Source organism: Mesorhizobium sp. WSM4806, from assembly GCF_055811635.1.
In genome coordinates this window covers 62703-86974 of the sequence record NZ_JBVVQZ010000027.1, presented here as the reverse complement: position 1 = coordinate 86974, position 24272 = coordinate 62703, and the positions used below count along the sequence as shown (strand labels likewise).

The following is a 24272-nucleotide window of genomic DNA, read 5'->3' as shown; positions in this document are numbered from 1 at the left end:
CCCTCAATGCGAGCGCGACGTCCGGTTCGTGATCTCTACCTCACCCCACGCGCCCATCCCGCGCAGCGGGTTCGTTCGTCGGCCCCATTGCGGTCATCCGCGAGCATGAATCTGGCTGACTGGTATTGGCGCAACTACGACCTCCAGCGTGATCTCCGGCAAGGTCTGCTTTCAGGAAGCTGCGAAGCCGATCTCTACGGCTGAGATGGGCCGCAAACCGGACATGCGCCGAGCGGGTGCCGAACGCGAACCTTCCACCCTGTTGCGACCTGCGCTGGTACGGGTCGGGATCTTCGAGCCGGGGGAAATATCTCATCGATCCGACTGATCGGACGGCCATGATGTAGCGCCTACAAGTGCGATCCCGCCAGCAGCGCCACCGCTGACGCGGGCGCGACGCTGCTGGCTTCGCCGCGAACGGCGTCATCTGCGGGGATGATCTCGGCGAAATCGACGAAGCGGCGTTCCATGCGTTCGGCCAGCCGCCTGATCTGCCAGCGGCCGGTTCCGGCGCCGACGATTGGCACATCCGGGACAAGGGACCCGGCAACCAGGGACGCTGCGTCGTGGATCTTGCGCAACTGCTGTTCGCTGAACCAGCGCGCGATTTCATGCCATTCCGGCAGGGTCAGCTCGGCGGCGTCGCGCCCGATCATGCGCGCCAGCCGCGCGATCGAGCCATCGATCGTCTTTTCCTTGCCGTCGGCGGAAGCGTGCCTGTCGTCCTTTTCGTCGAGCACCCCGAGGATCCGGTGCGCATCGGCGATCGAGGCGAAATACTCGTTCATCAGCGGTGTCAGCCTGCCGCGGACGGGGGCCGACGAGGCGACGCCGAACAGGAACGTCCTGGTGAAGCCGGTGTAGACCAGTTCGCCGCTCAGCAGCCGTCCGGCATCGGTGTAGCCGTCATTGGCGACGGCGCCATTGCTAGTGGCGATAATGTCGGTGGTGGTCGAGCCAATGTCGACGAACAGGGCATCGCCGGCGAGCTTCGCCACCAATGACGCTGTCGCATGCCAGTTGGCAGAGGCGACGTCGGCGCTCAGCCGCGCTGCCTGCTCGACCCCGACAAATCCGGACGGTCCGGCATAGATCAAGTTTTCGCCTGGGACCCGCGCTGAAATCTCATCCAGCAGGGCCGCGACGCCGGCGTCGCGAGACGGAAAGATATCAGCCAGTTCGCCGGTCATGGTGAATGCGTTGAGATCGGCGCCGGCATAGATCGGAGCGGTTTCCTCGAATGCCGAGGTCAGGGTATGGAGCCCTAGCCAAAGCGGCGTGGCGATCGTTACAGCCTCAACGATGCGGCCGTCTTGCGCACGCGTCACCTTCAGATGGGCGCCGCCAATATCGAAGCCGGCAACGATGCTCTTTCTTTTTTCCACACTTCAAGCTTTCATCATAGTTGGTCAGGGGCAGTTGGTCAGCGAGAAAAAGAGCGTTGCGTATCATTCCGGTTCTTGACCTGAAAGGCGGCGAGGTGGTGCGCGCCCAGCAAGGAAAACGCGATCGCTACAGGCCGATCGTCACGCCGCTTAGCCAAACTTCCGATGTCGTTGCGGTCACTGAGGGCCTGCGCCGGCTTTACCCTTTTCCGACCTTCTATATCGCCGATCTCGATGCCATCGAAGGCGGAACGCCAAACAGCGGCGCGCTTGCCCGGCTGAAGGCGATGGCGGAGCCGCCGGAGCTTTGGGTCGATGCCGGCGTCACCGACGAGAAAACACTTTCGGCGGCACTTGCCGAATCTTGGCTTTGCCCGGTCGTGGGGTCCGAATCGCAGCAGGACGACGCGCTGTTGCGGCGTTTTTGCGATCATCCGGAGCTTATCCTGTCGCTGGATTTCTTCGACGATGGGTTTCGCGGTCCGGCATCATTTCTCGACGAGCCGGCGCTTTGGCCGCAAAAGGTGATCGTCATGACATTGGCCAAGGTCGGTTCCGCCACCGGTCCCGATTTCACGCGGCTCAAGGCCATCAAGACGAAGGCTGGAAGCCGCTCCGTCATCGCGGCCGGCGGGGTGCGCAATGAGGCTGACATTCGCGCCCTTTCGTCACTCGGTATCGCCGCGGCGCTGGTTGCGACCTCGCTGCATGACGGCACGCTCACGCCGGGGCACCTCGCAGCGCTTGTCACCTGACAAACGCTGGGCACCTGACATTCGTGTGGCCTCGAACTTCGGCCGCGGAAACAGGGCCTTGTAGAGCGGCGGGCCGTCAAGTCGATCGTCTCGCCGCTCTATCTCTTTGCTGGAGCATCGGATTTCCCAAAACCGGTCCACCCTCGGGTCAGGCCCGAGGGCAGGCTCTTTGTCCGGTGCTCTAAAGGCCCAGAAGCTTTTTCAGGCGGCGCAACAGACCATCCGGCTCCGCGGAGGGTTTTGCCTGTGCGGGGCTGTCTCTTGTCTAAGCCGCGAACGGATGCTTCACTTGGTCCCGCTTATCCGTGGCTTCGGCGGCCGTTGGCGTTCCTGCAACGGCGCGTTGGATGGCTTCCTTCGTCGCTTCGTAATTGTACTTCTGGATCTTGGCGTCGTCGGCGGCGTCCCAATGGATGAAAACGCCGACGCAGATGAACAGGTCGTCCGCCTCATTGGCAGGAATGGTCCCATCGGCGACGCTGTCCTGCACGGCCTTTGCGACTGCATGCTGGGCCGGGCCGAACATCTGCACCGCCTGCTTGGCGCCCTTGATCGTGACCTTGTTGAACATCACGGTGTTGGGCTTGCACTGAAGATTGGGCGCGATCACCGCCAAAAGGGAGGTAAAGCCGTCCTTGTTGTTGGTCAGCGCGTTGCAAAATGCTGTTTCGACTGCGCTCCCCCGTGGGCCGATGAGCAGGTCGACATGCGCCACTTCGTTGCCGTCTCCTACGAGCGATTCACCGACCATTACTTTCGAGATCTTTGCCATGCCAATTTTCCTCCAAGACACAGTTATGGTGTCCAAAGACGCGCCAAACCGAGCGAGCGCTCGATGGACAGCTATCCTTGTTGGCAGCGCCCGGGGATCCGGACCGGTTGGCTGGATAGCCGCGGAAGCCCAGCTTCCGCTCCTGAAAGTCAACCACCAACGTTGCGATTATGCAAGCTGAACGCCGAGAGTGTGGACTAAAAGAGTAGCCACGGTCAGGTCGGCCGAGGTGCCGGGGTTGACGTTGTTCGCTTTCAGCCGGCGGTCGAGCTCCATGAGCAGACGAATGCGTGACGCCTCGTCGTCATTGCCATGCAGTGCCGCCTCAACGGCAAGGGCTTGTTGCCGCGCCTGATTTGCGACTTCAGCGCCATGGTTGCGCACCACATGACTGTCCGGGAAGACGGCGAGAAACGCCATATAGGCGAACACCGTCGGCCACATGCCGCCTTCGCCGCGTGCCAAGGCCGCTTGCAGAGCCGCAAGCCCGACGCCGAACACGTCGCCGAAACCGGTAACATATTGGCGGGCGATCATGTCGCGGTCGGCCGCCTCCCGCATGGCGTCGAGCAGATGAACCTTCGGCTCCTGCCGCACATCGTTCTCGGCCTCTCCGAGGCCGCCCGGCGCGGCGGCGACGATCGCCTCGAATACAGCCCTGGTATCGTCGATGCTCATCGCGCGCAGCACCGCGTCGAGATTATCGCGCAGGCGATTGTCGTGCAGTTGGGCGCCCGCCATTTCGGCGGCGCATAGCAGAGGCCCAGCAAGAAGGATGATGCCGAGATTGGTATTGGTCGCGACCGCCAGGCGCGTCGCGCGGACCGCTTCCAGCATGCGCTGTCCGACCGGCAGGCGCGGATCGGTCAGCGGGACGGACGAGACCTCGGCGCTGGTCATGAACTGGGCGGCGGACATGCCGTGCCCGTCGGCGAACAGATGGACGTTGCCCGGTTTCAGCGCCTCGATCTCCATCCGGCAGGCGTCCTTGTAGGCAGCCCGGAGGCGTTCTCGCGAATGCGCCATGCCGTCGGTCACGAATTCGCCGGCGCGGTGAGGCGGTAGGGTCGCGCCGCCGCCGCCTCTGGGTGATCAGCTGGGCGATCAGCCAGGAATTTCAGCAGGGCGTCGGCAATCGCATCGGCGATGTTGACCGCGACCACCGATTGAAGCCCGGACCAGGCGGGCATGCTGTTGACCTCCAGCACCAACAGCTTGCCGTCTGCCGCCGGCACGATATCGACGCCGGCGAAATCCGCTGAGATAGCGGCGGCGGCGGCCCGTGCCAGCGCCGCCAGTTCGGTTTCGCCATGCCCCGAAACCTGCCCCGAGACTTGCTCGGGCACCGCCCCGCGATTGACATTGGTGATCCAGTCGTCGCCACGGCGGCTCATCATCGCCAAAACCTCGCCGGCGCAGACGAAAACGCGAAAATCGCGGAAAGGAGGGCCAGAACGCGGCACGTAATGCTGGAGATAGTAGACGCCGTTCACCTCGTCCTCGGCGGGGAGGTCGGACAGTGTTTCGATCAGCCGGATGCCGCGGCCCTGGGCGCCGAAAAGCGGTTTTAGCACCAGTGGCGCGAACGGCAGTTCGCGTCTGGCGACCGCTTCGGCCATGGCAAGACCCTCGACCGCGAATGTCGGCGGCGTCGGCAGGCCGGCATTCTTCAGGAGGAAGGTCGTCATCGACTTGTCGACGCAGCGTTCTATCGCCTGCGCGGAATTCCACACCGGAATGGAAAGCTTGCCGAATGCGTGCAGCACGCCGAGACGCCGGGTGACCGCTTCGAACGATCCGGCGGCGATCGAACGGACAAGCACGGCGTCGGGCAGCGCGCCGTCGAAACCGGGGATCGACAGTCCGCTCGGGCTGCCGGTGTCGAACGCGATCGCCGCCAGCGGCACGGTTGCGACCACGGCGCCGCGCCGCTCCAGCCTTGCCGCCAGGCCCTTGGAGCGGGCGTCCGAGACGTCGCTGACGATCAGGATGCGAGGGATCATGTCACGCCTTGGACACCGGTATACGGAAAGCCGGAACGAATGCCCCGGCAGGCGGATGACAGACCGATCCATTGCAGCGCCATGGTCTAACCGAGGCTCCGTTCGAGCATCTGCAGATCACGCTCGCCGGCGCGGAACGTATCGCCGGTCTCGATCGCCGTGACGATCACTTCGGCCGGGCTGAACAGCAGCGGATCGATGGCATAGAAATCTCCCTTGAACCGCTTGAAGACTTCGGCGAAGGGGTGGCCGTGGTCGCGCGAGGCGCGGCTCGGCAATCGCTCCGCGAGTTCGCTGGCGTCTTTCGCCGAGCCTTTTACGAAGAGCTGGACGCTGCCGCCATAGATGATGGCGTCGTTGGTTCTGCCCATGGCGGTCAGAAAATCCGGATGCGGGGCGGGGATGGGCGCCGTGCCGATGCCGTCGACAACGTTCTCCAGCGGAAATTTGAGATCGTTGGTCTTGTGCAGGGCAACCTCGAGCGCGCGCGCAACGATCTGCACGCCGCCCGCCAGGCTTTGTGTCGGCGCATAGAGGAAGGTGAGCTTTTCGGGTGCCAGTCCGGTTGCCCTGCTGACCTTCTCGACGATCGCCTGGGGCGGCGGTTTTGCCGTCTCCAGGATCAGCACGGCGGACGACGCGGTATCGCGATAGGAGAGTGTTTCGAACAGCGGTTCGACGCGGGCGAGCGCCCGCGCCGGTCCCGATCCCATGGCAAAATAATCCTGGCTCGACAGGTTCCAGCCCGCATACTGGCTGCCCAGGCAGGCAAGCACCGGCTGCGACGACCGCACTTCGATGGTGAACGGCCATTTTGGCGACGCACGGTCCATGCACACCGAAATGCTGCCGAGGCCGCCCATCGCGGCTTCCGCCATGCGCAGCCCGGCCTCGACGCCGCCGGCGGCCTTGGCGCCGGCGTCGATCAGGCACTCGCCCAATGGCCCGGTGGAAACGCCGATACGCAGGCGTTCGGCGTCGCCGATCATGCCGTCGATGATGCGCTGCGCATTGTCGTTGAGGAATGCCGAACCGTCTTTCATGTCCGGTCTCCTTCCCATTGGTGTTGCAATCGGCTGGCTTGTCCCTTGATCAGCCGCCTGGTCAGATCGGCGCTCGGACCGCGCGCGAAGATGGTGCAGACCGGATCGCCGGCGATCAGTCGGGTGCCGGGCGACTGATGGTCGGCAGTCCATTCAGGCCAGGCAATCGATGGAAAGCGGGCGATCGGCGCCGCCGCATAGGTCACCATCGACGCCATCGAATCGACGAAGCGCGGCAGACGGTATTTCTTGCCCGCCGCGGCGCGCAGATGCGCTTCGATCAATGGCGCGTCGGCATCGTCGAAAATGTCGAGCGTGGCGCCGGGCCGCGGATTGATCTCGATGAGCTTGTAGCCATCCGGTCCGCGAATGAGATCGGCGCTGCACAATCCAACCAGGCCGGCGCGACGCGCCAGACCTGAAAGCCAGCCGCGGATCATCGCCGCCCGTCTGCGATCGAAGCGCCTCAACCGCACGGCGCCGCCATAGCGATAGGGCGCTGCCGGGGCAGGCGACGCCCATTGTTGGCTGAAGCCGACGATGTCAGCGCTTTGGCCGTCGCCGACGAACAGGGCCGAGATGCTGCGACCGGCAACGAAACGCTGAAAATAGCGGCCGCTAGGAGCCTGACACTGTAATATCGGGGTTTCTCCGGCGGCCCGCCTGATATGCGCGCCGCCGGCGCCGCCTGCGGTCTTGACCACCCAGTTCTCCGGATCGGGCGGCGGGTCCCATCGGAAGTCCGGATGCGGGATGCCGAGTTCGGCGCAATCGGCGGCCAGCAATTGCGGGTCCTTGATCCTGCGGATCGCGGCGCCGCTGTTGCCGGCGAGCGGAAAATGGCGCGCGAACTCGTCGACGGTCTCCGTCATCCGCTCGAAGCCCGAGCCCAGGACAATGGCGACCGGCTGGTCGTCTCCGGCCAGTTGCCGAAGCGTCTCGATGATGCGCTCGCCGTCGATGCCGCCTTGCAGGTCGCCCGGCAGCATCGTCGCGCGCTCGGCAAGCGCGACCGTGTCGGTATCGCAAAAGAAATCGGCGACCAGCGGACGATAGCCGGCGCGGCGCGCAGCGGCAGCCAGCGCCCGGCCTGAAATCGCCGCGATCAGGAGAGATCCGGCGTTATTTGGCAATCTCGCGTGCAAGGGAAAATGCTTCCTGGAAATCGAGCGTGATGGTTTTTTCGGATTCGATCATTCTTTTGAAGAGGCCGAATTCGACCTTGTATTTCACGTTGCCGATGGCGAGCGGACCAATGCCGACAGCTTTTGCCGCTTCGAGCGGATCGCCATTGGCATTGACGGCCACGCCTTCGATGCCGGCCGGCGGGACCGCATTGACGTCGGCGGCAATGAGCAGGCCGTCGCCTTTCAACTGGGCTTTTGAGACCACCTGGACGCCGGCCTTGGCGCACGCCAGGATCACCTCGCTCGCCTCGACCAGCTTCGTCTTGCGGGCGTCGCTCGATCCGTCGGCCGCATCGACGGCGGTGTTGAACCGGCTTTTGATCTCGGCCGCGATCTGCTTGACCCTTTCGATGCCGTCATGGCCGACCAGGGTCACCCGGGCGCCTTCCCTCGCGGCGATCACGGCGGTGCAGAAGCCGACGACGCCGGTGGCGCCGAAAACAGCGATCCTGGTGTCTTTCAGCCCGCGCTCGAATTTCTTCTCCAGCGCTTTTTCGACCTTGGTCACCATCGCCGCGGCCGTGGTGAACGAGCCGGCCGGATCGGCGAATACCGAGACCTGGAAAGGCGGCACCATCGCTTTTCGCGCTGCCTCGAACATGTCAAGCGCCAGCGAGGCATCCTTGCCGGCGATAAAAATGCCGGTATCGACGCCCACATCGGGCGGGCGCGAAAAGATCGCGTCCTGCACGAGGCCTGTCACCTCTCCCAGGCTTACATCGACATAGGGGACGACGGCGTCGAAGCCTGCATCGAGCGCCATGTTCACGTCGAAAGGGCTCATATGCTTCAACGGCGTCAGCATGTGTAGGATATGTTTGCGGGCCATTTCTCGCCTTTCTTCTTGAACCTGATCGCGTTGCCCAGCCGTCAGCTGCCGACGAGGTCAAGTCTGGTCGAACTGATCTTCGCGCCGGAATTCCTGCCCTTGACGATCCTGATCTCGATGCCGTCTTCAACTGTCTGCCGAACCGCGTTGACGAAGCTGACTGCAGCGTCTTGCGATGGGGCAAAGGCAAACCCTGTCGGCCCCCACGAGCTCTGGCCGATGCCGACAGCGCCTGCTTCGTTGAGAGCGTGGGCCACGTTCTCGACCCGCCTGGAGGTGAACACGCCGCCTTGCGCCGGGGCGAAATGGGTGCCGATCAGCATCTGGATCGCGGTGACGGCGGCGCCGAAAGCCGGCAGGTCGTGCTCGACAAGAGCCGGCATGATGCCCATCAGCACCCGCCGGCAGATCTCGCCGCTGCCGGATGCCGGGAAGGGCGGCAGCGAACGAAATGCCGCGATCTCGGCATCGCCATGCAGTCCATGCCCGCTATGGTCGAGGATCAGGATAACGCGCCACTCTTCCGGAAACGGCAGTCGCGCCACGACCGGCGGCGGCCTGCCGCTGTCGTCCTTGCCAGCGTCGACAATGACGCCACCGCTTTCGAAGCTGGCGATGCCGATGCCGGATCGTCCGCCGCGATCGAGCAGGGTCGCATCGCTGCCGATATCGAGCGGCAGTTTGTGGAGCGTGCGCAACGCCGCGGCGACGGCAAGGGCGATCTGCGTGCCGGAGCCCAGGCCGGCATGGCTCGGGATCGACTGTTCGACCACCAGACGGTGCTGACCGCGAATGCCGAGATGGCTGCAGAGCGTCGACAGATGTTCGCCGGCGCGCCGGCTCTCGGCACCTTCGACGATGGTCTCGCTGGACCGTGACAGGGTGACGATGGTTTCGGGTTCGCTCAGCGGCAGCCCGACGCTGCCAAAGCGACGCCCGGTATCGCCGTTGAGATCGAGGAAGCCAAGATGCAGGCGGGCGGGCACTTGTAAGGTGACAGAATTCGACATCTACCCCCCGATGGGTGCATCATAGACGCATCATGGAAGTTTAGGTGCCCGTCGCCATGATAGCTGTTTTCGTCGAAGGGGCAAGCCGCAGAGAGTGCATTCGTTTTATCTTCTTTTGGCTCGGGGCGAGAACGGACCGGGCAATTCGCGGAGGTCGAGATGAACGAGACGCCCAAGGAAAAGGTCTATTCGGAAGCCGAGATTGCCGACCGGCTCGAGAAGGAACTGCCGAAATGGTATTACGAGAACGGCTGGATCCGGCGCAAATATAAGACCCACAGCTGGAAATCGACACTGATGGTCATCAACACGGTCGGCCATCTCGCCGAGGCGGCATGGCACCATCCCGACATCACGGCTTCCTATGCCTGGGTCGAGGTGCGCCTGATGAACCATGCGGCCAAGGGCATCACCGACAAGGACTTCGAGCTGGCCAAAAAGATCGAGGAGGTCGTCCAGTGGCAGCCGGCCCGGGAAGGCGGCGCGCTGGAAGGCACTCCGCCGACCGATCAGCGCTTCGCTTACATCAAATATGATTAAGCGCGGTCGGAATTTGTTGATGGCGTATAAAAACATTCGCTAATCTGCTGAGAGACTGTTTGGAAACTCTACTCTGGCGGCCATCTGATGGCGTTTTCTGCGCTTCCGGTGCTCACGGACCCAAATGTCCGCTGCGCTCCGGTTCTCGAAACCACCACCATATGACTCACCAGAGCGAATTTCGAAACAGTCTCTGACAGGCGGGGTTCACGGCCGATCCAGTTTCGTCTAGGATCGGGCCGGCACCAGAAAGTAGCGTAGTGAATGGCGGTTGCTTGGATCGGCAACCGGGAAACGCTGGTCGAGCGCGCGGCCGCACATGCCGCCGCGCTGTTGGGGTCAAGCCGGTGCCCGGTTTTCAGCCTGGATACGGATATACACGGCACCAGGGCGGCGATCGCGCTGGCTGAGCGGGTTGGCGCGGCATACGATCATGCCGATGGCGCGGCAGTTTCCCGGGAGGCCGCGCTTTTTACCGACAAAGGCGCGATGACCGTCGCGCCCGGCGAAACGCGCCGGCGCGCCGATGTCGTGGTGATCGTCGGCGAACTCCCGCAGATCCATCATCAATTTGTCGGCGAGCTTGCCGATACGGTTCCCGACCTCTCGGCCAAGAATCAGCGCGAGATCTTTCTGGTCGGGTCGAAAGAAACGTCTGCGCCGCGGTTGAGCAACGGGCGGACGGCGACGCTGCTGTCCTGCGGCGAGGCAGGCCTCGGCGCGACGCTGGCGGCACTGAGGGCGCAGTGGAGGGGGCGCCAGACATCGCAGCCGGTGTCGAATTTCGACGATTTCGCCAAAGCCCTGGAGGCTGCGCATTTTCCCGTCTTCCTGTTTTCAGGCGACGCAACCGAAGGGCTGGCGCTGGAGATGCTTCAGGGACTGGTCAGCGATCTCAACCGCAAATCACGCGCATCCGGCCTGCATCTGCCGGCGAGCGAAAATGGCTGGGGAAGCGCGCTCGCCTCGACCTGGATGACCGGTTTTCCGCTGCGCACCGGCTTTGCGCGCGGCTTCCCGGACTTCGATCCCTGGCGTTACGATGTCGCGCGCATGATCGCCGCCGGCGAAGCCGACCTGCACCTGCGGATCTCGTCCTCGATTGTCCAGCCGCAGAAGAAAAGGAACCGCATGGCGCTGATCGCCCTGGCGAAAACGCATGAGCCGGTCGCGGGTGCTGCGGTCACCATCGCCATCGGCGAAGCCGGCGTCGATCACCAGGCGGTGGCCTATTCCAGCCGCACCGGTTCGCTAAGGTCGGTCGAGGCGCGAGCGGCGTCGGAACTGCCCTCCGCTGCGACCGTTATCCGGCTGGTTGCCAGTCATGTCTCCGCCGAGGCGGCGTTGCCATGCTGACGAAAATCGCCGGCGGCGACATCATCGATCCGGTCAACGGCCGTCTCGGCAAGGGCGACCTGTGGATCAGCGACGACAAGATCGCTGCGGCGCCGGCGGCGGGCGCTGCCGACCGGACCATCGACGCAGCCGGCTGCATCGTGATGGCGGGCGCCATCGACATCCATTCCCACATCGGCGGCGGCAACGTGAATACGGCACGGCTGCTCCTGCCCGAGCAGCATGCGGCGCACCAGGCGCGACCGGCGACGACGCCGCTTTCCAATGCCGGCTGGTCGACCTTCCAGACCGGGTGCCTCTACGCCAAGATGGGTTTCACCACGGTGGTCGAGCCGGCGATGTCGCCGGGAGCCGCGCTTCACACCCATCTCGAACTGGCCGACATCCCGATCATCGACAAGGCGACGCTCGCCATTCTCGGCAACGACGATTTCCTGCTGTCGATGATCCGCGACGACGCCTCCTCAACGATGATCGAGGACTATGTCGCCTGGACGGTCGCCTCGACGCGGGCGCTTGGGGTCAAGGTGATCAATGCCGGCGCGGCGGCCGCCTTCAAGGAAAACGTCCGCACCTTCTCGCTGGACGATGTGGTGCCTTCCTATGGCGTCAGCTCGCGCAAGATCGTCAAGACGCTGCAGGCGGCCGTCGACAGCCTTGGCGTCCCGCATCCGCTGCATGTCCATTGCAACAATCTGGGCAGCCCCGGATCGGCGGACACGGCGGCCGCGACGATCGCAGCGGCGGAAGGATTGCCGCTGCACCTCGCCCATCTCCAGTTCTATGGCTACGGCACGGAAGGCAAGCGCAGGTTTTCCTCGGCCGCGGCGCGCCTTGCCGAACTGGTCAATGCGACGCCGGAAGTCACCATCGATATCGGCCAGGTGATGTTCGGCCAGACGGTCACCATCTCCTCCGACGTCATGCGGCAGTTTTCGGCGCGTGGCAGTGCGCAGCCGAAGAAATCCGTCATTCATGACGGCGACGGTAATGGCGGCGGCATCGTGCCCTACCGCTATGGCAAGGATTTCTATGGCACGATGCAGTGGGCGATCGGGCTCGAGCTTTTTCTCCTGATCGACGATCCGTGGCGTGTCTTCTTCACCACCGATCATCCCAACGGCGCGCCCTTTACCGCCTATCCGGCCCTGTTCGAGCTGCTGATGAGCCGGGAAGCGCGCACCGAAATGATTGCCGGACTTCCAAAATCCGCCATAGCGCTCTCCACCCTGGCCGCAATCGACCGCGAATACACGTTCGAGGAAATCGCCATCATGACGCGTGCTGCCCCGGCCAAGCTGCTCGGGCTGACGGATCGAGGCCATCTCGGCGCCGGCGCTATCGCCGATATCGCTGTCTACCGCAGGGAGGACAATATCGCGAAAATGCTGGGGCAGGCGGCGTATGTCTTCAAGGATGGCGATCTCGTCGTGCAGGACGGAGAGATCACCCATTACCGCTGGGGCAAGGCGCTCAGGCTCAATCCGCCGCCGGACAAGGCGATGCTGCGGCGCTTGGAGGATTATCACCAGCAGCGCTACGGCCTGTCGCTGGACTGGTTCAATTTCCCGGAATCGGCGATCGCGCGAGAACAGCCATTCGGCGAGGTTGCATGCCGAACGTGAGCGTAAATGGCATAGTGATCGACGATACCTTTGCCGAGGCCTTCGGCATGCGCGCGACCGCCATCATCATCACCGCGCCGAACCGGAAATGGGCGCGCCAGGCGGCGATCACCATGACCGGCTTTGCCACCTCCGTGATCGGCTGCGGCTGCGAAGCGGCAATCGATGTCGAACTGGCGCCATCGGCCACACCGGATGGCCGGCCCGGCTGCCGCGTGATGATCTTTGCGATGGGAACAGACGAACTGCAGAAACAACTGCTCAATCGCGTCGGCCAGTGTGTCTTGACCTCGCCGGGTTCCGCCTGCTTCGCCGGACTGCAGGGCAGCGCCGAGCTGAAGCTCGGTTCGGCGCTGCGTTATTTTGGCGACGGCTGGCAGATCTCCAAGAAAATCGGCGGCAGGCATTTTTGGCGCGTTCCCGTCATGGACGGCGAATTCCTGTGCGAAGCGACGACCGGGCTGACGAAGGGCGCCGTCGGCGGCGGCAATTTCTTCGTCATGGCTGAAAGCAGCGCCAGGGCCTTAGCTGCCGCCGAGGCCGCGGTTGCCGCGATCGGCCTGGTGCCGGGCGCGATCGTGCCGTTTCCGGGCGGCATCGCTCGTTCGGGTTCCAAGATCGGCGGTAAATACAAGGGCATGATCGCCTCGGCCAACGAAGCCTATGCGCCGACACTGCGCGGTGTCGTCAGGAGTGAGCTCGGTGCCGACATCAACGCCGTCCTGGAAATCGTCATCGACGGCGAGACCAACGATGCCGTTGCCGCCGCGATGAAGGCCGGCATCAAGGCCGTCATCGAGCTTGGGCCGAAGCGAGGCGCGGTTCGCATAAGCGCCGGCAATTACGGCGGCAAGCTCGGCAAGTTCATCTATTCGCTGAAGGATATGCTGCCGTGAAAGCGCTGACCTTCACCCTTGTCGCCGAGCCGCCCGAGCGCCTTGACCTGTCGGCGCTGACGCCGGAGCGGCTTGCCGGGATCGAAAGGCGCGATATCGAAAAGATCCAGATCGGCACGTCGAAGCATGGCTCGAAGGTCGGCGATATCTTTCGCGTCGCCGGCAACGATCCGCTGGACATCGTCTTCGAAGGCGGCAGCGCGCGCCTCGACCGTGTGGCGGAAGCCATGCGGGGCGGTTCGGTTCGCGTCGTCGGCAATGCCGGCGCCCAGGCCGGGCACGCCATGCGCGGCGGCATGCTCACGATCGAAGGCAATGCAGGCCCGCATGCCGGCTCCGGCATGCGCGGCGGCAGGCTTGAAATAACCGGCAACGCCGGTGATCACCTTGGGGCGCCGCTCGCCGGGGAACTGGCCGGCATGAATGGCGGCGTGCTGATCGTCAGGGGCAAAGCCGGCGCTTTTGCCGCCGACCGCATGCGGCGCGGCCTGATCGCGGTGCTGAAAGGCTCGGGCGACAATGCCGGCAGCCGCATGATCGCCGGCACGCTGGTGGTGGCCGGCGGCACCGGCGAGATGCCCGGCTATCTGATGCGTCGCGGTTCGATCCTGCTCGATCGCGCGCCGAAAAGCCTGTCGCCGAGCTTCGTCGAATGCGGCGCGCCGGAGAGCGTCTTCGCCGCCGTCATCGATCGCCATCTGATCGCAAGTGGTATTTTGAAACGGCCGCTGCTGGGCAACGCGCCGCAGAAATACGGCGGTGACAACGCGGTGCTTGGCATGGGTGAGGTTCTTTTCCCCCGCTGAGGCGTGCTGCTGACGCCCTTGCGGTAAGCCGCGATGGATGATGGCCGGCATGTCTGCTGGGTCAACGATCGTCGTTGGCAATCAGTTTCGTCAGGCAATCCCCCGCCTGGCTCTCCGGCAGGCCGAGATCTCTGACACTGTCCATGTGGTTGCGGTTGGCGAGAACAAGCGACGTTACCGGCAAACCCTGCTGCAGCAGGTGGACTTTGAATCGATCTGCTTGCTGATGGAAAGCCGGCGTCTCGTTGGCTCCGACCAGAACCATCGCCCTGGTTTGAGGGTCATGCCGATGGGCAAGCGGTGTAAACCTGGCGACTTCCTCATCGGTGATTGCAATCTCGTTGGCGAGAAAGGAGTTTTGGAGCGGTTTCAAATCGTAGAGCCCGCCGAGCAGAAGGGCGGCCCGCACATTCGAGGGGCTATGCTCGCTGGTGAACAGGAACGTTGCAAGATGGGCTCCAGCCGAATGACCGCTGACGGTGAGGTCTGCCGGGTTTCCGCCATGGTCGGCGATATGGGCCAGAACCCACTGCTTGGCGCGGCGCACCTGGTCGACGATCGTCGCCATCCTGACCTTGGGCATCAGAGCATAGTCGACGATGGCGGCAATCGCACCGGCCTGGGTAATCGTCGCCGCGACGTATGAGTAGTCGCGCTTGGAGAACATCCTCCAGTAGCCGCCATGGATAAACATGTGCACCGGCAGGCCGCTTGTTTTGCCCGGGGGAAAGAACAGGTCGATGGTTTCGGTCTGATCCGGCCCATAGGCAATGTCCGCTGTCATCGGGATGGTTGCGCGGACGGCCTGGCTGCGGTGAACGATGTCCTGGACGATTTTGTCAAAATCGGCGACATGGTTGCGGATGCGGAACGGATCGTTTTGCACTCTTCCTCCGCTCAGATGCTGATGGCGAGGTATTTCGCCTCCATGAACTCGGCAATGCCGTGATGCTGGCCGCCCTCGCGGCCGAGGCCGCTCTGCTTGACCCCGCCGAACGGTGCTGCCGGATCGGACATCAAGCCGCGGTTGAGAGCGACCATCCCAGCTTCGATCCTGGATGCCACCCGCATTCCACGCGCAAGATCGCGCGTGTAGATGTAGGCGGCAAGACCGTATTCGGTGTTGTTGGCACGCGCGATGATTTCGGCTTCCGTTTCGAAGCTCGAGATCGGCGCCACCGGCCCAAAAATTTCCTCGTGCGCCATCTCCGCCTCGGCCGGGACGTCGCAGAGCACGGTCGGCGGATAATAGTATCCCGTTCCGGAGCCTGCCTTGCCTCCGCACAGCACCCGCGCGCCACGGGCGACAGCATCGTTGACCAGGCGGTCGATCTTGTCGACTGCCTTCCTGGTGATCATCGGCCCGCACTCCGTGGCCGCGTCCGTGCCGGCGCCGATCGTGAGTGCCGACATCCGCCTGGTGAGGCTTTCGCAAAAGGCATCGTAAACGCCGGACTGGACATAGATGCGGTTTGCAGCCGTGCAGGCCTCGCCGGCGTTGCGCATCTTCGCTACCATCGCCCCATCGACCGCCGCGTCGAGATCCGCGTCATCGAACACCAGGAATGGCGCGTTGCCGCCAAGTTCCATCGAACACGAAACCACGTGCTTTGCGGCCTCGGCCAGCAGAACGCGCCCGACTCCGGTCGAGCCGGTGAAGGAGAGTTTGCGCACCCGCGGATCGGCCAGCATCGCGGCCGTCACCGGGCCGGGATTGGAGGTTGTCAGAACGTTGACAACCCCTGGCGGAACACCTGCTTCCTGGTAGAGCGCGGCGAGCGCGTAGGCGGTGAGCGGGGTCTCGCTGGCCGGCTTCAAAATCACCGTGCACCCGGCAGCCAGGGCGGGCGCGATCTTGCGCGTCGCCATGGCGGCAGGAAAATTCCAGGGTGTGACAAGGACGCAGATGCCGATCGGCTCGTAGTCGACGACGATGCGGTTGGTGCCGGAAGGCGCCATCCCGAATTCGCCGGTGATGCGAACGGCTTCCTCGGCATTCCAGCGAAAGAATTCCGCAGCATAGGCGATCTCGCCACGCGCGTCCCGCAGTGCCTTGCCGTTTTCCAGCGAGATCAGGGTGGCCAGCGTCTCGCAACGCTGCGTCATCAGCTCGAAGCAGCGTCTGAGGATTTCGGAGCGCTTGCGGGGCGCCGTCGTGCGCCAGCCATCGGCGGCCTTGGCTGCAGCCTCGACGGCGGCTGCGGCATCTTCGATCGTCGCATCGGGAACCGCAGCGATCACCGCTTCCGTGGAAGGGTCGACGACCTGGATTTCCCTGCCGTCGGCGGATTGCCGCCATTGGCCGCCAATATACAAGCCGTGGGAGAATCTATGGAAGCCGGCAGTGTCCTGCTCGTCCTCCAGCAGCTGATGAGATATGTTCATGGCCTGCTCCTCAATTGCTCACATGACACAGGCGGCGAGGTCGCCATCATAGGCGGCCTGGATCAGGCCGCGCATGGCTGCCGGATCGAAAGGACGCGGATTGTTCTTGATGAGACGGTCGATGCCGAGCGCCTGTTGTGCCGTCCAATCGAGCTTGTCGGCGGGAAGCCCGAGCCTGGCCAGCGTAGGCGTGATCCCGATCGCTGCAAACAGCCGGCCGATCTCGTCGATCGTCGCGTCGGCCATCTCGGCGGTGCTCCGGTCCTTGCCGTCGAGACCAAGGGCAAGGCCGATCTCGGTCATCTCGGCGGCCGCGGCGGCCCGGTTGTACTTCATGACATACGGCAGCATGGTGGCGACACCCAGCCCGTGAGCGGTGTGGGTAAGGGCGCCGACCGGATATTGCACCGCGTGCGCCGCCGCCGTTCCGGCCGTCCCGAACGCGCAGCCGGCTGCAAGCGCGCCCATCATCACATCGGCGCGAGCGTCCTCGTCGGCGGGGGCGCGGCAGGCCTTCTCGAGACTGCGGCCAAGCAGCTTGATCGCGAGCAGCGCAAAATGATCGGTCAGCGCGCTCTTGCCGATGAAGACATGCTGTTGCGGCAGGCTGGGGTCAGTGCCGCGCCTGGCGGCGGTAAAAGCCTCGACCGCATGGGTCAGCGCGTCTGCGCCGGCGATCGCCGTCAGTCCCGGGGGACATGTCATCGTCAGTTCCGGGTCGCAGATGGCGGCTGCCGCGATCAGATGCGGGCTGGAGATGCCTACTTTCATGGTGCGATCCGGATCAGAAATCACCGCGACAGGGGTCACTTCCGAGCCGGTGCCGGCTGTCGTTGGCACCGCGATCAGCGGCAGCGTTGGACCAGGCACCTTGAACTCGCTGTAGTAGTCCTGGAGCAGGCCGCCGTGACTGATGAGCAACGCGGCGCATTTGGCCATGTCGAGACAACTGCCGCCGCCGATGCCGATCACCATGTCGGGCGCAAAATCCCGCGCCTCCTCGACGCAGACGGCAACCGTGTCGCGTGGCACATCGGGCTGCACACGGTCGTGCACCAGCACAGCGATCGATGCGCTCTTGAGCGCCGCGATGATCTCGGCGAAGGCGACGGTTGCGGCAAAGCGCTCGTCCGTGCAGACGAGAGCGCGCTGGCCGTGCCTGGCCGCAACGGTTGCAATGACATGGCGCTGGCCCTTCCCGAAGAGGATTTCACGCGGCAGCCTTATGGCAGCGAAAAGGCTCATGGTCTTGCGTCCCTCGATGATGGTGGAAAGGCGAAAGCTCGCCGAGCTCCCAAGGTATCCTCTATCGAATCGTATAGGATATAGGATTGTATTGAGCGAAGCATCGTGTTAGCCAGTGATCCTGTCAAGAGGCAAAGATGCAGGTCACGAACGCAACCAATGCCCGAGAAGTCGACCCCGCCAGCGGGCGCATCCAGCGATCCACCAGCCTGGTGGAGGACGTCTATGAAGCGATCTTCGCGCAACTCATGTCGCTGAAGATCGCGCCTGGCTCACGGATCACCGTCGACAGCCTGGTCAAGGAACTCGACGTATCGCACACGCCGATCCGTGAAGCGCTTGGCCGCCTCGAAGGCGAAGGCCTTGTGCTGAAGACACATTTGATCGGCTACCGCGCCGCGCCGCAGATAACCAGGCGCAGATTTGACGAACTCTATGAGCTTCGCCTGCTGCTCGAGCCGCATGCGGCGGCCAAGGCAGCCGCATTGATGGATGAGACGAAACTTGCGGTGCTTGAGGAGTCCGCAGGCGGCATGGCGCGCCGCGAAGGCAAGGATGAACGCCTGCGTTACTCCAACTTCGCGCGGCAGGACGCCATTTTCCACGACCGGATCATGGAATTTGCAAACAATGAACTGGTGCGCGAAACCCTCGCGTTCCAGCATACGCACTTCCATATCTTCCGCCTCATGTTCCATTCGCGCGTCACCGAGGAAGCGCTCGACGAGCATCAGGCCATCCTGGCCGCCTTCGCTGCCTCTGACCCCGCTGCGGCGGAACAGGCGATGCGCCGTCATATCGAGCATTCCCGTGATCGTTTGCTGCCGGCGTTCGATTGAGGCTGGCACGATGTTTGCCACCGTCGGGAGCGGCGCCGTCAAGTTGAATTCACCGTTTATCAACGCGAGCAAACGTCCGGGAGATCCCGGATAAAACCCTTCCATCCAAAAAACGAGGAGCCGACCATGCCAGGCAAGAAAATACTGATGTTGACCGGTGAGTTTACCGAAGAATACGAGATCTTCGTCTATCAGCAGGCGATGGAGGCGGTCGGCCACATCGTCCATGTCGTCTGTCCTGACAAGAACGCTGGCGACCTGATCAAGACGTCGCTTCACGATTTCGAGGGTGACCAGACCTACACCGAAAAACCCGGCCACTACGCGTTGCTGAACAAGACCTTTTCGGAGGCGGAAAGACAGCTCGACCAGTATCATGCCGTCTATTGCGCCGGCGGCCGTGGCCCCGAGTACATCCGCACCGACAAGCGTGTGCAGGCGATGGTTCGCCATTTCCACGAGACCAGGAAGCCGATCTTTACCATCTGTCATGGCGTCCAGATCCTGATCGCGGTGGACGGCGTCGTGCGTGGCAAGAAGGTCGGTGCGCTGGCTGCCTGCGAGCCGGAAGTGACGCTGGCCGGCGGAACCTATATCGACCTGTCGCCGACCGAGGCCTATGTCGACGGGACGATGGTCTCGGCAAAGGGCTGGACCGCACTTGCCGCGTTCATCCGCGAGTGCCTGAAGGTGCTGGGAACGGAAATCCGCCACAGCTGAAGTCGATCGTCCGATGCATCCCAAACGGGATGCATCGTGATTGCCAGATCTGTCGCTGCAGTCAGGGCTCGGCAGGCCTGAGATGCGTTACGGCTGCTTCGGCCGCGTGGCGGCCGCCAGTGCGTCGATGTCGTCGTAGAGCGCCTGGCTGTGATGGTAGAGCTGCTCGAAAACCGGTTGGGTGCGGCTGTAGATCTCGACCCATCCGGGGTCCGGCAGGATTTCGGCGCCGTAGCTCACGAAGCGCTCGGCCGCCTGGTCGACGCGCGAGAAGCGGCCTGTCGCCGTCGCGGCCATCGCGGCACAGCCGACAATGCCGCATTCGGGCTCCCGCGGGACCAGGATCGGAATGTTGAAGGCACTGGCCTTGATCTTCAGCCAGAGTTCGGTGCGCGCCCCGCCACCGGCGGCGATAACGCGCTCCAGCGGCCTGTTTGACGCCTGTTCCATGATGCGGATGTGGCGGGTCATGGCAAAGGCGATGCCTTCCAGGATCGAGCGGTGCAAATGCTCCATGCCATGCCCGGCGCCCAATCCGAAGAACTGTGCGCGGGCGTTGCGATGGCGCCCCAGGCGTTCGCCGGTGAGAAAGGGCATGAAGAGCAGCGCGTCGCAACCGGCCGGCGCCTCGGCGGCGCGGGCGACGATCTCGTCATAGGACAGCGCGTTGCCGTGGAAGGCACGGCGTGCCCAGCGCATGCCGTCGCCGCCGGTCTCCAGCAGCACGAATTGCCCCCAGTTGCCTTCGACCGTCGCAACGTTCGAGATTTCCGGGTCAAGCAGCGGCTTCTCCGCGATAACAGTGATGATGGCGCCCGTGCCGGTGCTGTCGGAACCCATTCCCGGGCGACAGGCGCCTGAGCCGAGCAGTGCCACCGGATAGTCGGCGCCACCGACCAGCACCGGGGTTCCAGGGCGCAGGTCGGTGTCGAGCGCCGCCTGTTCGGTGACGTGGCCGACGACGTCCAGCGGGTTGCGGATCGGCGGCAGCTTGGCGGCGTCGAGACCCATGCGTTCGATCATCACCGGCGACCAGTCGAGCCGCTCCGGGTTCATCAGGAAGCTGCAGGACGCGTCGCCTGTATCCATGGCGATCTCGCCGGTCAGCCGGTAGTTGATGTAATCCTTCGGCATGATGGCGACTGCGCTGCGGGCGTATGCGGCGGGATCGTTGTCTCGGACCCATTGCAGTTTGAAGCCCGGCCATGCCGGGGTCGGCGTGTTGCCGCTTTCGGGCAGGTAGCTGTCCGGCTCATTCGCTTGCTCGAAGCGACGGACGAGATCGACGGTGCGCTTGTCGTTCCAGAGCGGTGCCGTGTCGCGCGTCAGCGCTCCGTGCGCGTCGAGCAGGACCAGCCCGTGCATCTGCCCGCAGACGCAGATGGCAGAGATGTTTTCGCGGGCGCCTTCGACGCGGTCCAGCACCGTCTTGACGCTCGCTCGCGCACCCTCCCACCAGTCGAGCGGCCGCTGTTCGGCCCAGCCGAATTCCGGCACGATCTGGTCGTGCTCGCGCGACGCAAGCTCGAGGATCTTGCCGGCGACATCGATCAGTGCGGCGCGGACGCTGCCGGTGCCGACGTCGATGGCGAGGAAAAGCTCGCCGCTCATTTCGGAAGAGTCCTGAGATGGGCAAACATGTGATCCTCTGTCTATCGGTCAGAGCGAGCGCGGCGTGACGAGACCCACGGCATCAGCCTTTCACCGCTTCGATGGCGATGCGCGACATCGCGTCGAAATCCGGCCCGGACACCGGGATCGCGATGTCGAAGACCTCTGCGATCACCTGCGTCCAGCCATGCAGGAAATATGTCCAACCATCCTCGATCTGCAACTGCTGTCGGGCCTGCTGCCGCCTTGCCTGGTCGAGGAAGATCAGGTCGCCGCGATAGTTGAGATCCCAGGCAATGCCGCGCTTGGGGAACACGCCGTCATCGGTAATCGGCGAGCCGGGCGCGTCCTTGCCAAGTCCGGTCGCGTTGATCACCAGCGAGCCTGGTTTCAGCGCCGCCAACGTCTCGTCATTGATCTCTGGTCGGTCCGCCAGGACATATTCGAGCGCGACCGCCGACGTCATGTCTCTGTGGATGCGATCGATTTCATCTAGACGCGGCTGCCAACGGTCGCTGACAATGATGCGCGAAGGCACGTCGGCGCCACGTTGCTTGCGCATCAGGTGCCAGGTGATCGCTATCGTCGATCCGCGGCGCCCATCGACAGGACCTCCGCGCCGGTGTCCGCAAAATATCCCGCCGGAATGAAACCGTCTATCGCAAGGCCCGAAGAGATCGGATCCTTGGCATGGCAGACGAGTTTTCCGCCCCGCTTCGACAGGCAACTGGTCTCGTGCATCAGGCGGGCGTGCGGATCGATCACATCGAACAGGTCGCGCGCTGCGTTGAAAAGATCGATCTTGTGCGTGGTGACCAGCGCGCCAAGCGACTGCGGGTCGGATTTTATGAAGGAGACGACCTCACGGTAGGCCTCCGGATCGGCATGGAGTGGAAAGTCGATGCCCCTGAGAACCGCATCTTTGAGAACCGCTTCCTTCAGCCCGAGGTGGCGCGCCCATGCCGGGAAAACCCGCATGATCGAGCTGCTCGTCGTCGTGACGCCGATAAAATAGAATGTCGGCTGGGTGGCCGGCCGATAGCGGCTCATTTGCCATTCTCCCGGATTTTCTCCGCGCGCAGTGCAGCAATGCTAAATGAAGCAGCGATCTCGTAGCGAGCCTTCATGCCGGCGCCGTGCCGGATTGTTGCCCATAGAGGGCAGAGATCAGCTTTGCGTCACGCGGTCGCCAATCCGGGTTGTCGACTTGCCTCCAGCCTCCATCGCCGGCGACCACGCGCGAGCGCATGCCTCCCGATCTCGCGATGATCTCGTAGTCCTGCCCTGAATCGGCGGGGTAGCAGAACAGCATCACCAGATCGCCTTCCCCGACATTGATCGAGCGGTGGATCCAGAACGGCGGAACGTAACAGACGGTCTGGGCGTCGATCGGCAGGATGCGAACCTCGCCCTCCGGCGACTCCATCAGCATGAGACCGTGGCCTTTCTGGCCATAGTAGATCTCGGGCCGGTTGGCCTGCCTGTGGATATGGCCGCGCGTCATGAAATACTCGTCGCCGACCTTGCCGGGCGCCATGTGCGTGACGCCGAAAATCAGATCGCCCGACTGCTCGGTCGGTCGGAACTCGGAAACCTCGTAGACGATGCGCTCGCCCCATGTCGCGCGCATGGCTTCGAAGGCCGCGGCGTCGGCATAGAGCCCGTCCAGATCGCGGAAACGCTTCTGGTAGCTGCCGGTTGCATCTCCCATCGCACCAGTCGACAGGTCGACCTTGCATCCAATGGGCTCAAACAATCTCGTCAAAGGACTACCTCATACTGCATTGCAGGTGGCGTCGGCGCTGATCTGGCCCGCACCTCCTGCTTTCGACAAGACCACTTGCTTTGCAGGGTACGATTTGCTCCCTATGCAGACCAGCCTGGAGGTTGCTGGATTATGGCAGATTTCGACCACGAAGCACACGACAGTGGGTTGGGCGGCATGCCGCATCCGCTGTCTTAAGCAATCCGAGAGAACCGCCTTGCTCCTCCAAGTCGCCTTCGACAAGCCTGAACACCTGGCCCTGCTCGCGCAGATGAAGGAATTTGCCGACATTATCGAGATCGGCACGCCGTTGCTGAAACGCCTCGGCCTCTCGGCCATCGCCACGGCGCGCGAGCTCTGCCCTGAAGTCATGGTGTTGGCCGATACCAAAACCGTCGACGCCGGCCAGTTCGAGGCTGATATGGTATTCGGCGCCGGTGCCGCGTTTATGACGGTGCTTTCGTGTGCTTCGTCCGCCACGCATGAGACGGTGGGAAAACGTGCCGCAGCCTTCGGCGCGACGGTCGTCGTCGACACCATCACCGAGGCGGGCAAGGCAGAATTGATTCCCTTGAATGCTGTCTTCCCCGAAAGCTTCGGCTACATCGCGGTCCACTCGCCAACCGATGCGCGGCTGGCAGGCAACATCTCCACCTCACATATCGACGCCGTGAGAAAGATGCATGATCGCGGCTTTCTGGTTTCGCTCGCCGGCGGGATCGGCCCCGACACGCTGGAAGCGGTGATCGCAGTCGAGCCTGAAATCCTCGTGGTTGGCAGCGCCATCACAGAATCCGCAAGCCCGAAAGAGGTAGCCCGATGGATTCGCGACAGATTGCCCAATCCAGGCCGTGGCTGGCCGTGGGACAGGAGATAACCGAAGTTCTTGGCCGGATCGACGCCGACTCCTTTGCAGGGCTGGTGCAGGCGTTCGATGACTCCGATCAGCGATGGTTCTTTTCCGGGCAGGGACGCTCCGGCCTTGTCGCGCAGATGGGTGCGATGCGCTTCATGCATCTTGGCCGAACGGTGCATTTCGTCGGTGAGGTATCGGCGCCATCGATCCGCGAGGGCGATGCGCTGCTGATCATCTCCGGCTCCGGGGAAACGCCGGTCAGTACAGGCTTTGCCCGCATCGCCAAGGCGGAGGGCGCCAAGGTCGTTACGCTGACGCATCAGCCGGCCGGGACCCTGGCCGGCATTGCCGATGTCACGCTGCATGTCCCTGTCGAGGGTTCGAAACAGTTTGGCGGCAGCCTGTTCGAGCAGTCCTGCCTCATCCTGCTCGACAGCATTGTGCTCTTCATGGCCCAGCAGATACCCGACGCGCACAGACTGATGCTGCACCGCCACACCAACTTGCAGTGACCATGCCGACGGTGGTGAGCATCGGTCACGGGGATTGTCGATGCGGTGGAATATTCCCCAGGCAAGATCGAGCGGTTTTCTGGCGACTCCGCGCTAAAACCGCTGCGCGCTTTTGGGCGACATGCATTGGCC

24 protein-coding genes and 1 pseudogene are annotated in these 24272 nt (G+C 63.5%); 11 read left to right on the top strand and 14 right to left on the bottom strand.

Annotation, left to right across the window (positions count from 1 at the left end; genetic code table 11):
- The coding region (locus AC0L2M_RS31175; protein ID WP_473536831.1) for a hypothetical protein at positions 1-204 on the top strand (204 nt) is incomplete at its 5' end.
- Between the two features lie 146 nt (positions 205-350).
- On the opposite strand, the gene AC0L2M_RS31170 is transcribed toward AC0L2M_RS31175, so the two are convergent.
- Entirely contained in the window at positions 351-1385 is a 1035-nt protein-coding gene (locus tag AC0L2M_RS31170) for a hydantoinase/oxoprolinase family protein (protein WP_128173317.1), read from the bottom strand.
- A 56-nt stretch (positions 1386-1441) separates the two neighbouring features.
- Here AC0L2M_RS31170 and AC0L2M_RS31165 point away from each other — a divergent pair, with 56 nt between their 5' ends.
- Complete coding sequence (locus AC0L2M_RS31165) at positions 1442-2140, top strand: HisA/HisF-related TIM barrel protein (protein ID WP_128173316.1); 699 nt, start codon at positions 1442-1444, stop codon at positions 2138-2140.
- Between the two features lie 265 nt (positions 2141-2405).
- On the opposite strand, the gene fae is transcribed toward AC0L2M_RS31165, so the two are convergent.
- The 7 genes from fae to AC0L2M_RS31130 all read right to left on the bottom strand — a co-directional run bounded on the left by fae (position 2406) and on the right by AC0L2M_RS31130 (position 8984).
- Complete coding sequence (gene fae, locus AC0L2M_RS31160) at positions 2406-2912, bottom strand: formaldehyde-activating enzyme (protein ID WP_023797737.1); 507 nt, start codon at positions 2910-2912, stop codon at positions 2406-2408.
- A gap of 168 nt (positions 2913-3080) precedes the next feature.
- Positions 3081-3950: a triphosphoribosyl-dephospho-CoA synthase gene (locus AC0L2M_RS31155; RefSeq protein ID WP_023797738.1), complete on the bottom strand. Its 870-nt coding sequence runs from the start codon at positions 3948-3950 to the stop codon at positions 3081-3083.
- On the bottom strand, positions 3947-4915 hold the full coding sequence (locus AC0L2M_RS31150) for an ATP-grasp domain-containing protein (RefSeq protein ID WP_128173315.1): 969 nt from the start codon (positions 4913-4915) through the stop codon (positions 3947-3949). Before AC0L2M_RS31150 ends, AC0L2M_RS31155 begins: the two co-directional genes overlap by 4 nt.
- An 86-nt stretch (positions 4916-5001) precedes the next feature.
- Positions 5002-5958, bottom strand: coding sequence for a methenyltetrahydromethanopterin cyclohydrolase (gene mch, locus AC0L2M_RS31145; protein ID WP_128173314.1), 957 nt, complete (start codon positions 5956-5958; stop codon positions 5002-5004).
- Positions 5955-7091, bottom strand: a complete 1137-nt coding sequence (locus tag AC0L2M_RS31140) for an ATP-grasp domain-containing protein (protein ID WP_287180476.1) — start codon at positions 7089-7091, stop codon at positions 5955-5957. Before AC0L2M_RS31140 ends, mch begins: the two co-directional genes overlap by 4 nt.
- Positions 7081-7974 (bottom strand): NAD(P)-dependent methylenetetrahydromethanopterin dehydrogenase, encoded by an 894-nt coding sequence (locus AC0L2M_RS31135; protein WP_128173313.1) that lies wholly within the window; start codon positions 7972-7974, stop codon positions 7081-7083. The genes AC0L2M_RS31140 and AC0L2M_RS31135 overlap by 11 nt, the downstream gene beginning before the upstream one ends.
- A 41-nt stretch (positions 7975-8015) precedes the next feature.
- Positions 8016-8984, bottom strand: a complete 969-nt coding sequence (locus tag AC0L2M_RS31130; protein ID WP_128173312.1) for a beta-ribofuranosylaminobenzene 5'-phosphate synthase family protein — start codon at positions 8982-8984, stop codon at positions 8016-8018.
- A gap of 159 nt (positions 8985-9143) precedes the next feature.
- On the opposite strand from AC0L2M_RS31130, the gene AC0L2M_RS31125 reads away from it, so the two are divergent.
- From AC0L2M_RS31125 to AC0L2M_RS31105, 5 genes are all read left to right on the top strand, one after another.
- Positions 9144-9524 (top strand): 4a-hydroxytetrahydrobiopterin dehydratase, encoded by a 381-nt coding sequence (locus AC0L2M_RS31125; protein WP_128173311.1) that lies wholly within the window; start codon positions 9144-9146, stop codon positions 9522-9524.
- A gap of 264 nt (positions 9525-9788) precedes the next feature.
- Positions 9789-10880, top strand: coding sequence for a tungsten formylmethanofuran dehydrogenase (locus tag AC0L2M_RS31120; protein WP_473536829.1), 1092 nt, complete (start codon positions 9789-9791; stop codon positions 10878-10880).
- Positions 10874-12505, top strand: coding sequence for a formylmethanofuran dehydrogenase subunit A (locus AC0L2M_RS31115; protein ID WP_287364401.1), 1632 nt, complete (start codon positions 10874-10876; stop codon positions 12503-12505). Before AC0L2M_RS31120 ends, AC0L2M_RS31115 begins: the two co-directional genes overlap by 7 nt.
- Positions 12493-13401: a formylmethanofuran--tetrahydromethanopterin N-formyltransferase gene (gene fhcD, locus AC0L2M_RS31110; RefSeq protein ID WP_128173308.1), complete on the top strand. Its 909-nt coding sequence runs from the start codon at positions 12493-12495 to the stop codon at positions 13399-13401. The genes AC0L2M_RS31115 and fhcD overlap by 13 nt, the downstream gene beginning before the upstream one ends.
- Positions 13398-14207: a formylmethanofuran dehydrogenase subunit C gene (locus tag AC0L2M_RS31105; protein WP_128173307.1), complete on the top strand. Its 810-nt coding sequence runs from the start codon at positions 13398-13400 to the stop codon at positions 14205-14207. The genes fhcD and AC0L2M_RS31105 overlap by 4 nt, the downstream gene beginning before the upstream one ends.
- A 61-nt stretch (positions 14208-14268) precedes the next feature.
- On the opposite strand, the gene AC0L2M_RS31100 is transcribed toward AC0L2M_RS31105, so the two are convergent.
- Genes AC0L2M_RS31100 through AC0L2M_RS31090 form a run of 3 tightly spaced genes read right to left on the bottom strand, consistent with a single transcriptional unit; the run spans position 14269 to position 17837 of the window.
- Entirely contained in the window at positions 14269-15093 is an 825-nt protein-coding gene (locus tag AC0L2M_RS31100; RefSeq protein ID WP_128173306.1) for an alpha/beta hydrolase, read from the bottom strand.
- Positions 15094-15104: 11 nt separating this feature from the next.
- Entirely contained in the window at positions 15105-16592 is a 1488-nt protein-coding gene (locus AC0L2M_RS31095; RefSeq protein ID WP_128173305.1) for an NAD-dependent succinate-semialdehyde dehydrogenase, read from the bottom strand.
- A gap of 18 nt (positions 16593-16610) precedes the next feature.
- Entirely contained in the window at positions 16611-17837 is a 1227-nt protein-coding gene (locus AC0L2M_RS31090; RefSeq protein WP_128173304.1) for an iron-containing alcohol dehydrogenase, read from the bottom strand.
- A gap of 137 nt (positions 17838-17974) precedes the next feature.
- Between AC0L2M_RS31090 and AC0L2M_RS31085 the strand changes: the two genes are divergently transcribed.
- Both AC0L2M_RS31085 and AC0L2M_RS31080 read left to right on the top strand, forming a co-directional pair.
- The gene (locus AC0L2M_RS31085; RefSeq protein ID WP_128173303.1) at positions 17975-18676 is read left to right on the top strand and encodes a GntR family transcriptional regulator; all 702 of its coding nucleotides are present in this window, start codon (positions 17975-17977) and stop codon (positions 18674-18676) included.
- A 126-nt stretch (positions 18677-18802) separates the two neighbouring features.
- Positions 18803-19396 (top strand): DJ-1/PfpI family protein, encoded by a 594-nt coding sequence (locus AC0L2M_RS31080; protein ID WP_023797753.1) that lies wholly within the window; start codon positions 18803-18805, stop codon positions 19394-19396.
- Between the two features lie 87 nt (positions 19397-19483).
- Here the strand turns inward: AC0L2M_RS31080 and AC0L2M_RS31075 are convergent, their stop codons facing one another.
- The 3 genes and pseudogenes from AC0L2M_RS31075 to AC0L2M_RS31065 form a co-directional block, all read right to left on the bottom strand.
- Positions 19484-21007 (bottom strand): xylulokinase, encoded by a 1524-nt coding sequence (locus AC0L2M_RS31075; RefSeq protein ID WP_128173301.1) that lies wholly within the window; start codon positions 21005-21007, stop codon positions 19484-19486.
- 82 nt (positions 21008-21089) lie between these two features.
- A pseudogene (locus AC0L2M_RS31070) lies at positions 21090-22057 on the bottom strand (shikimate dehydrogenase).
- Positions 22058-22130: 73 nt separating this feature from the next.
- Entirely contained in the window at positions 22131-22772 is a 642-nt protein-coding gene (locus AC0L2M_RS31065) for a glucose-6-phosphate isomerase (RefSeq protein WP_287171187.1), read from the bottom strand.
- Between the two features lie 103 nt (positions 22773-22875).
- Here AC0L2M_RS31065 and AC0L2M_RS31060 point away from each other — a divergent pair, with 103 nt between their 5' ends.
- On the top strand, positions 22876-23649 hold the full coding sequence (locus AC0L2M_RS31060; protein ID WP_287171185.1) for an orotidine 5'-phosphate decarboxylase / HUMPS family protein: 774 nt from the start codon (positions 22876-22878) through the stop codon (positions 23647-23649).
- Complete coding sequence (locus AC0L2M_RS31055; RefSeq protein WP_473536827.1) at positions 23634-24140, top strand: SIS domain-containing protein; 507 nt, start codon at positions 23634-23636, stop codon at positions 24138-24140. Before AC0L2M_RS31060 ends, AC0L2M_RS31055 begins: the two co-directional genes overlap by 16 nt.
- Positions 24141-24272: the final 132 nt, after the last annotated feature.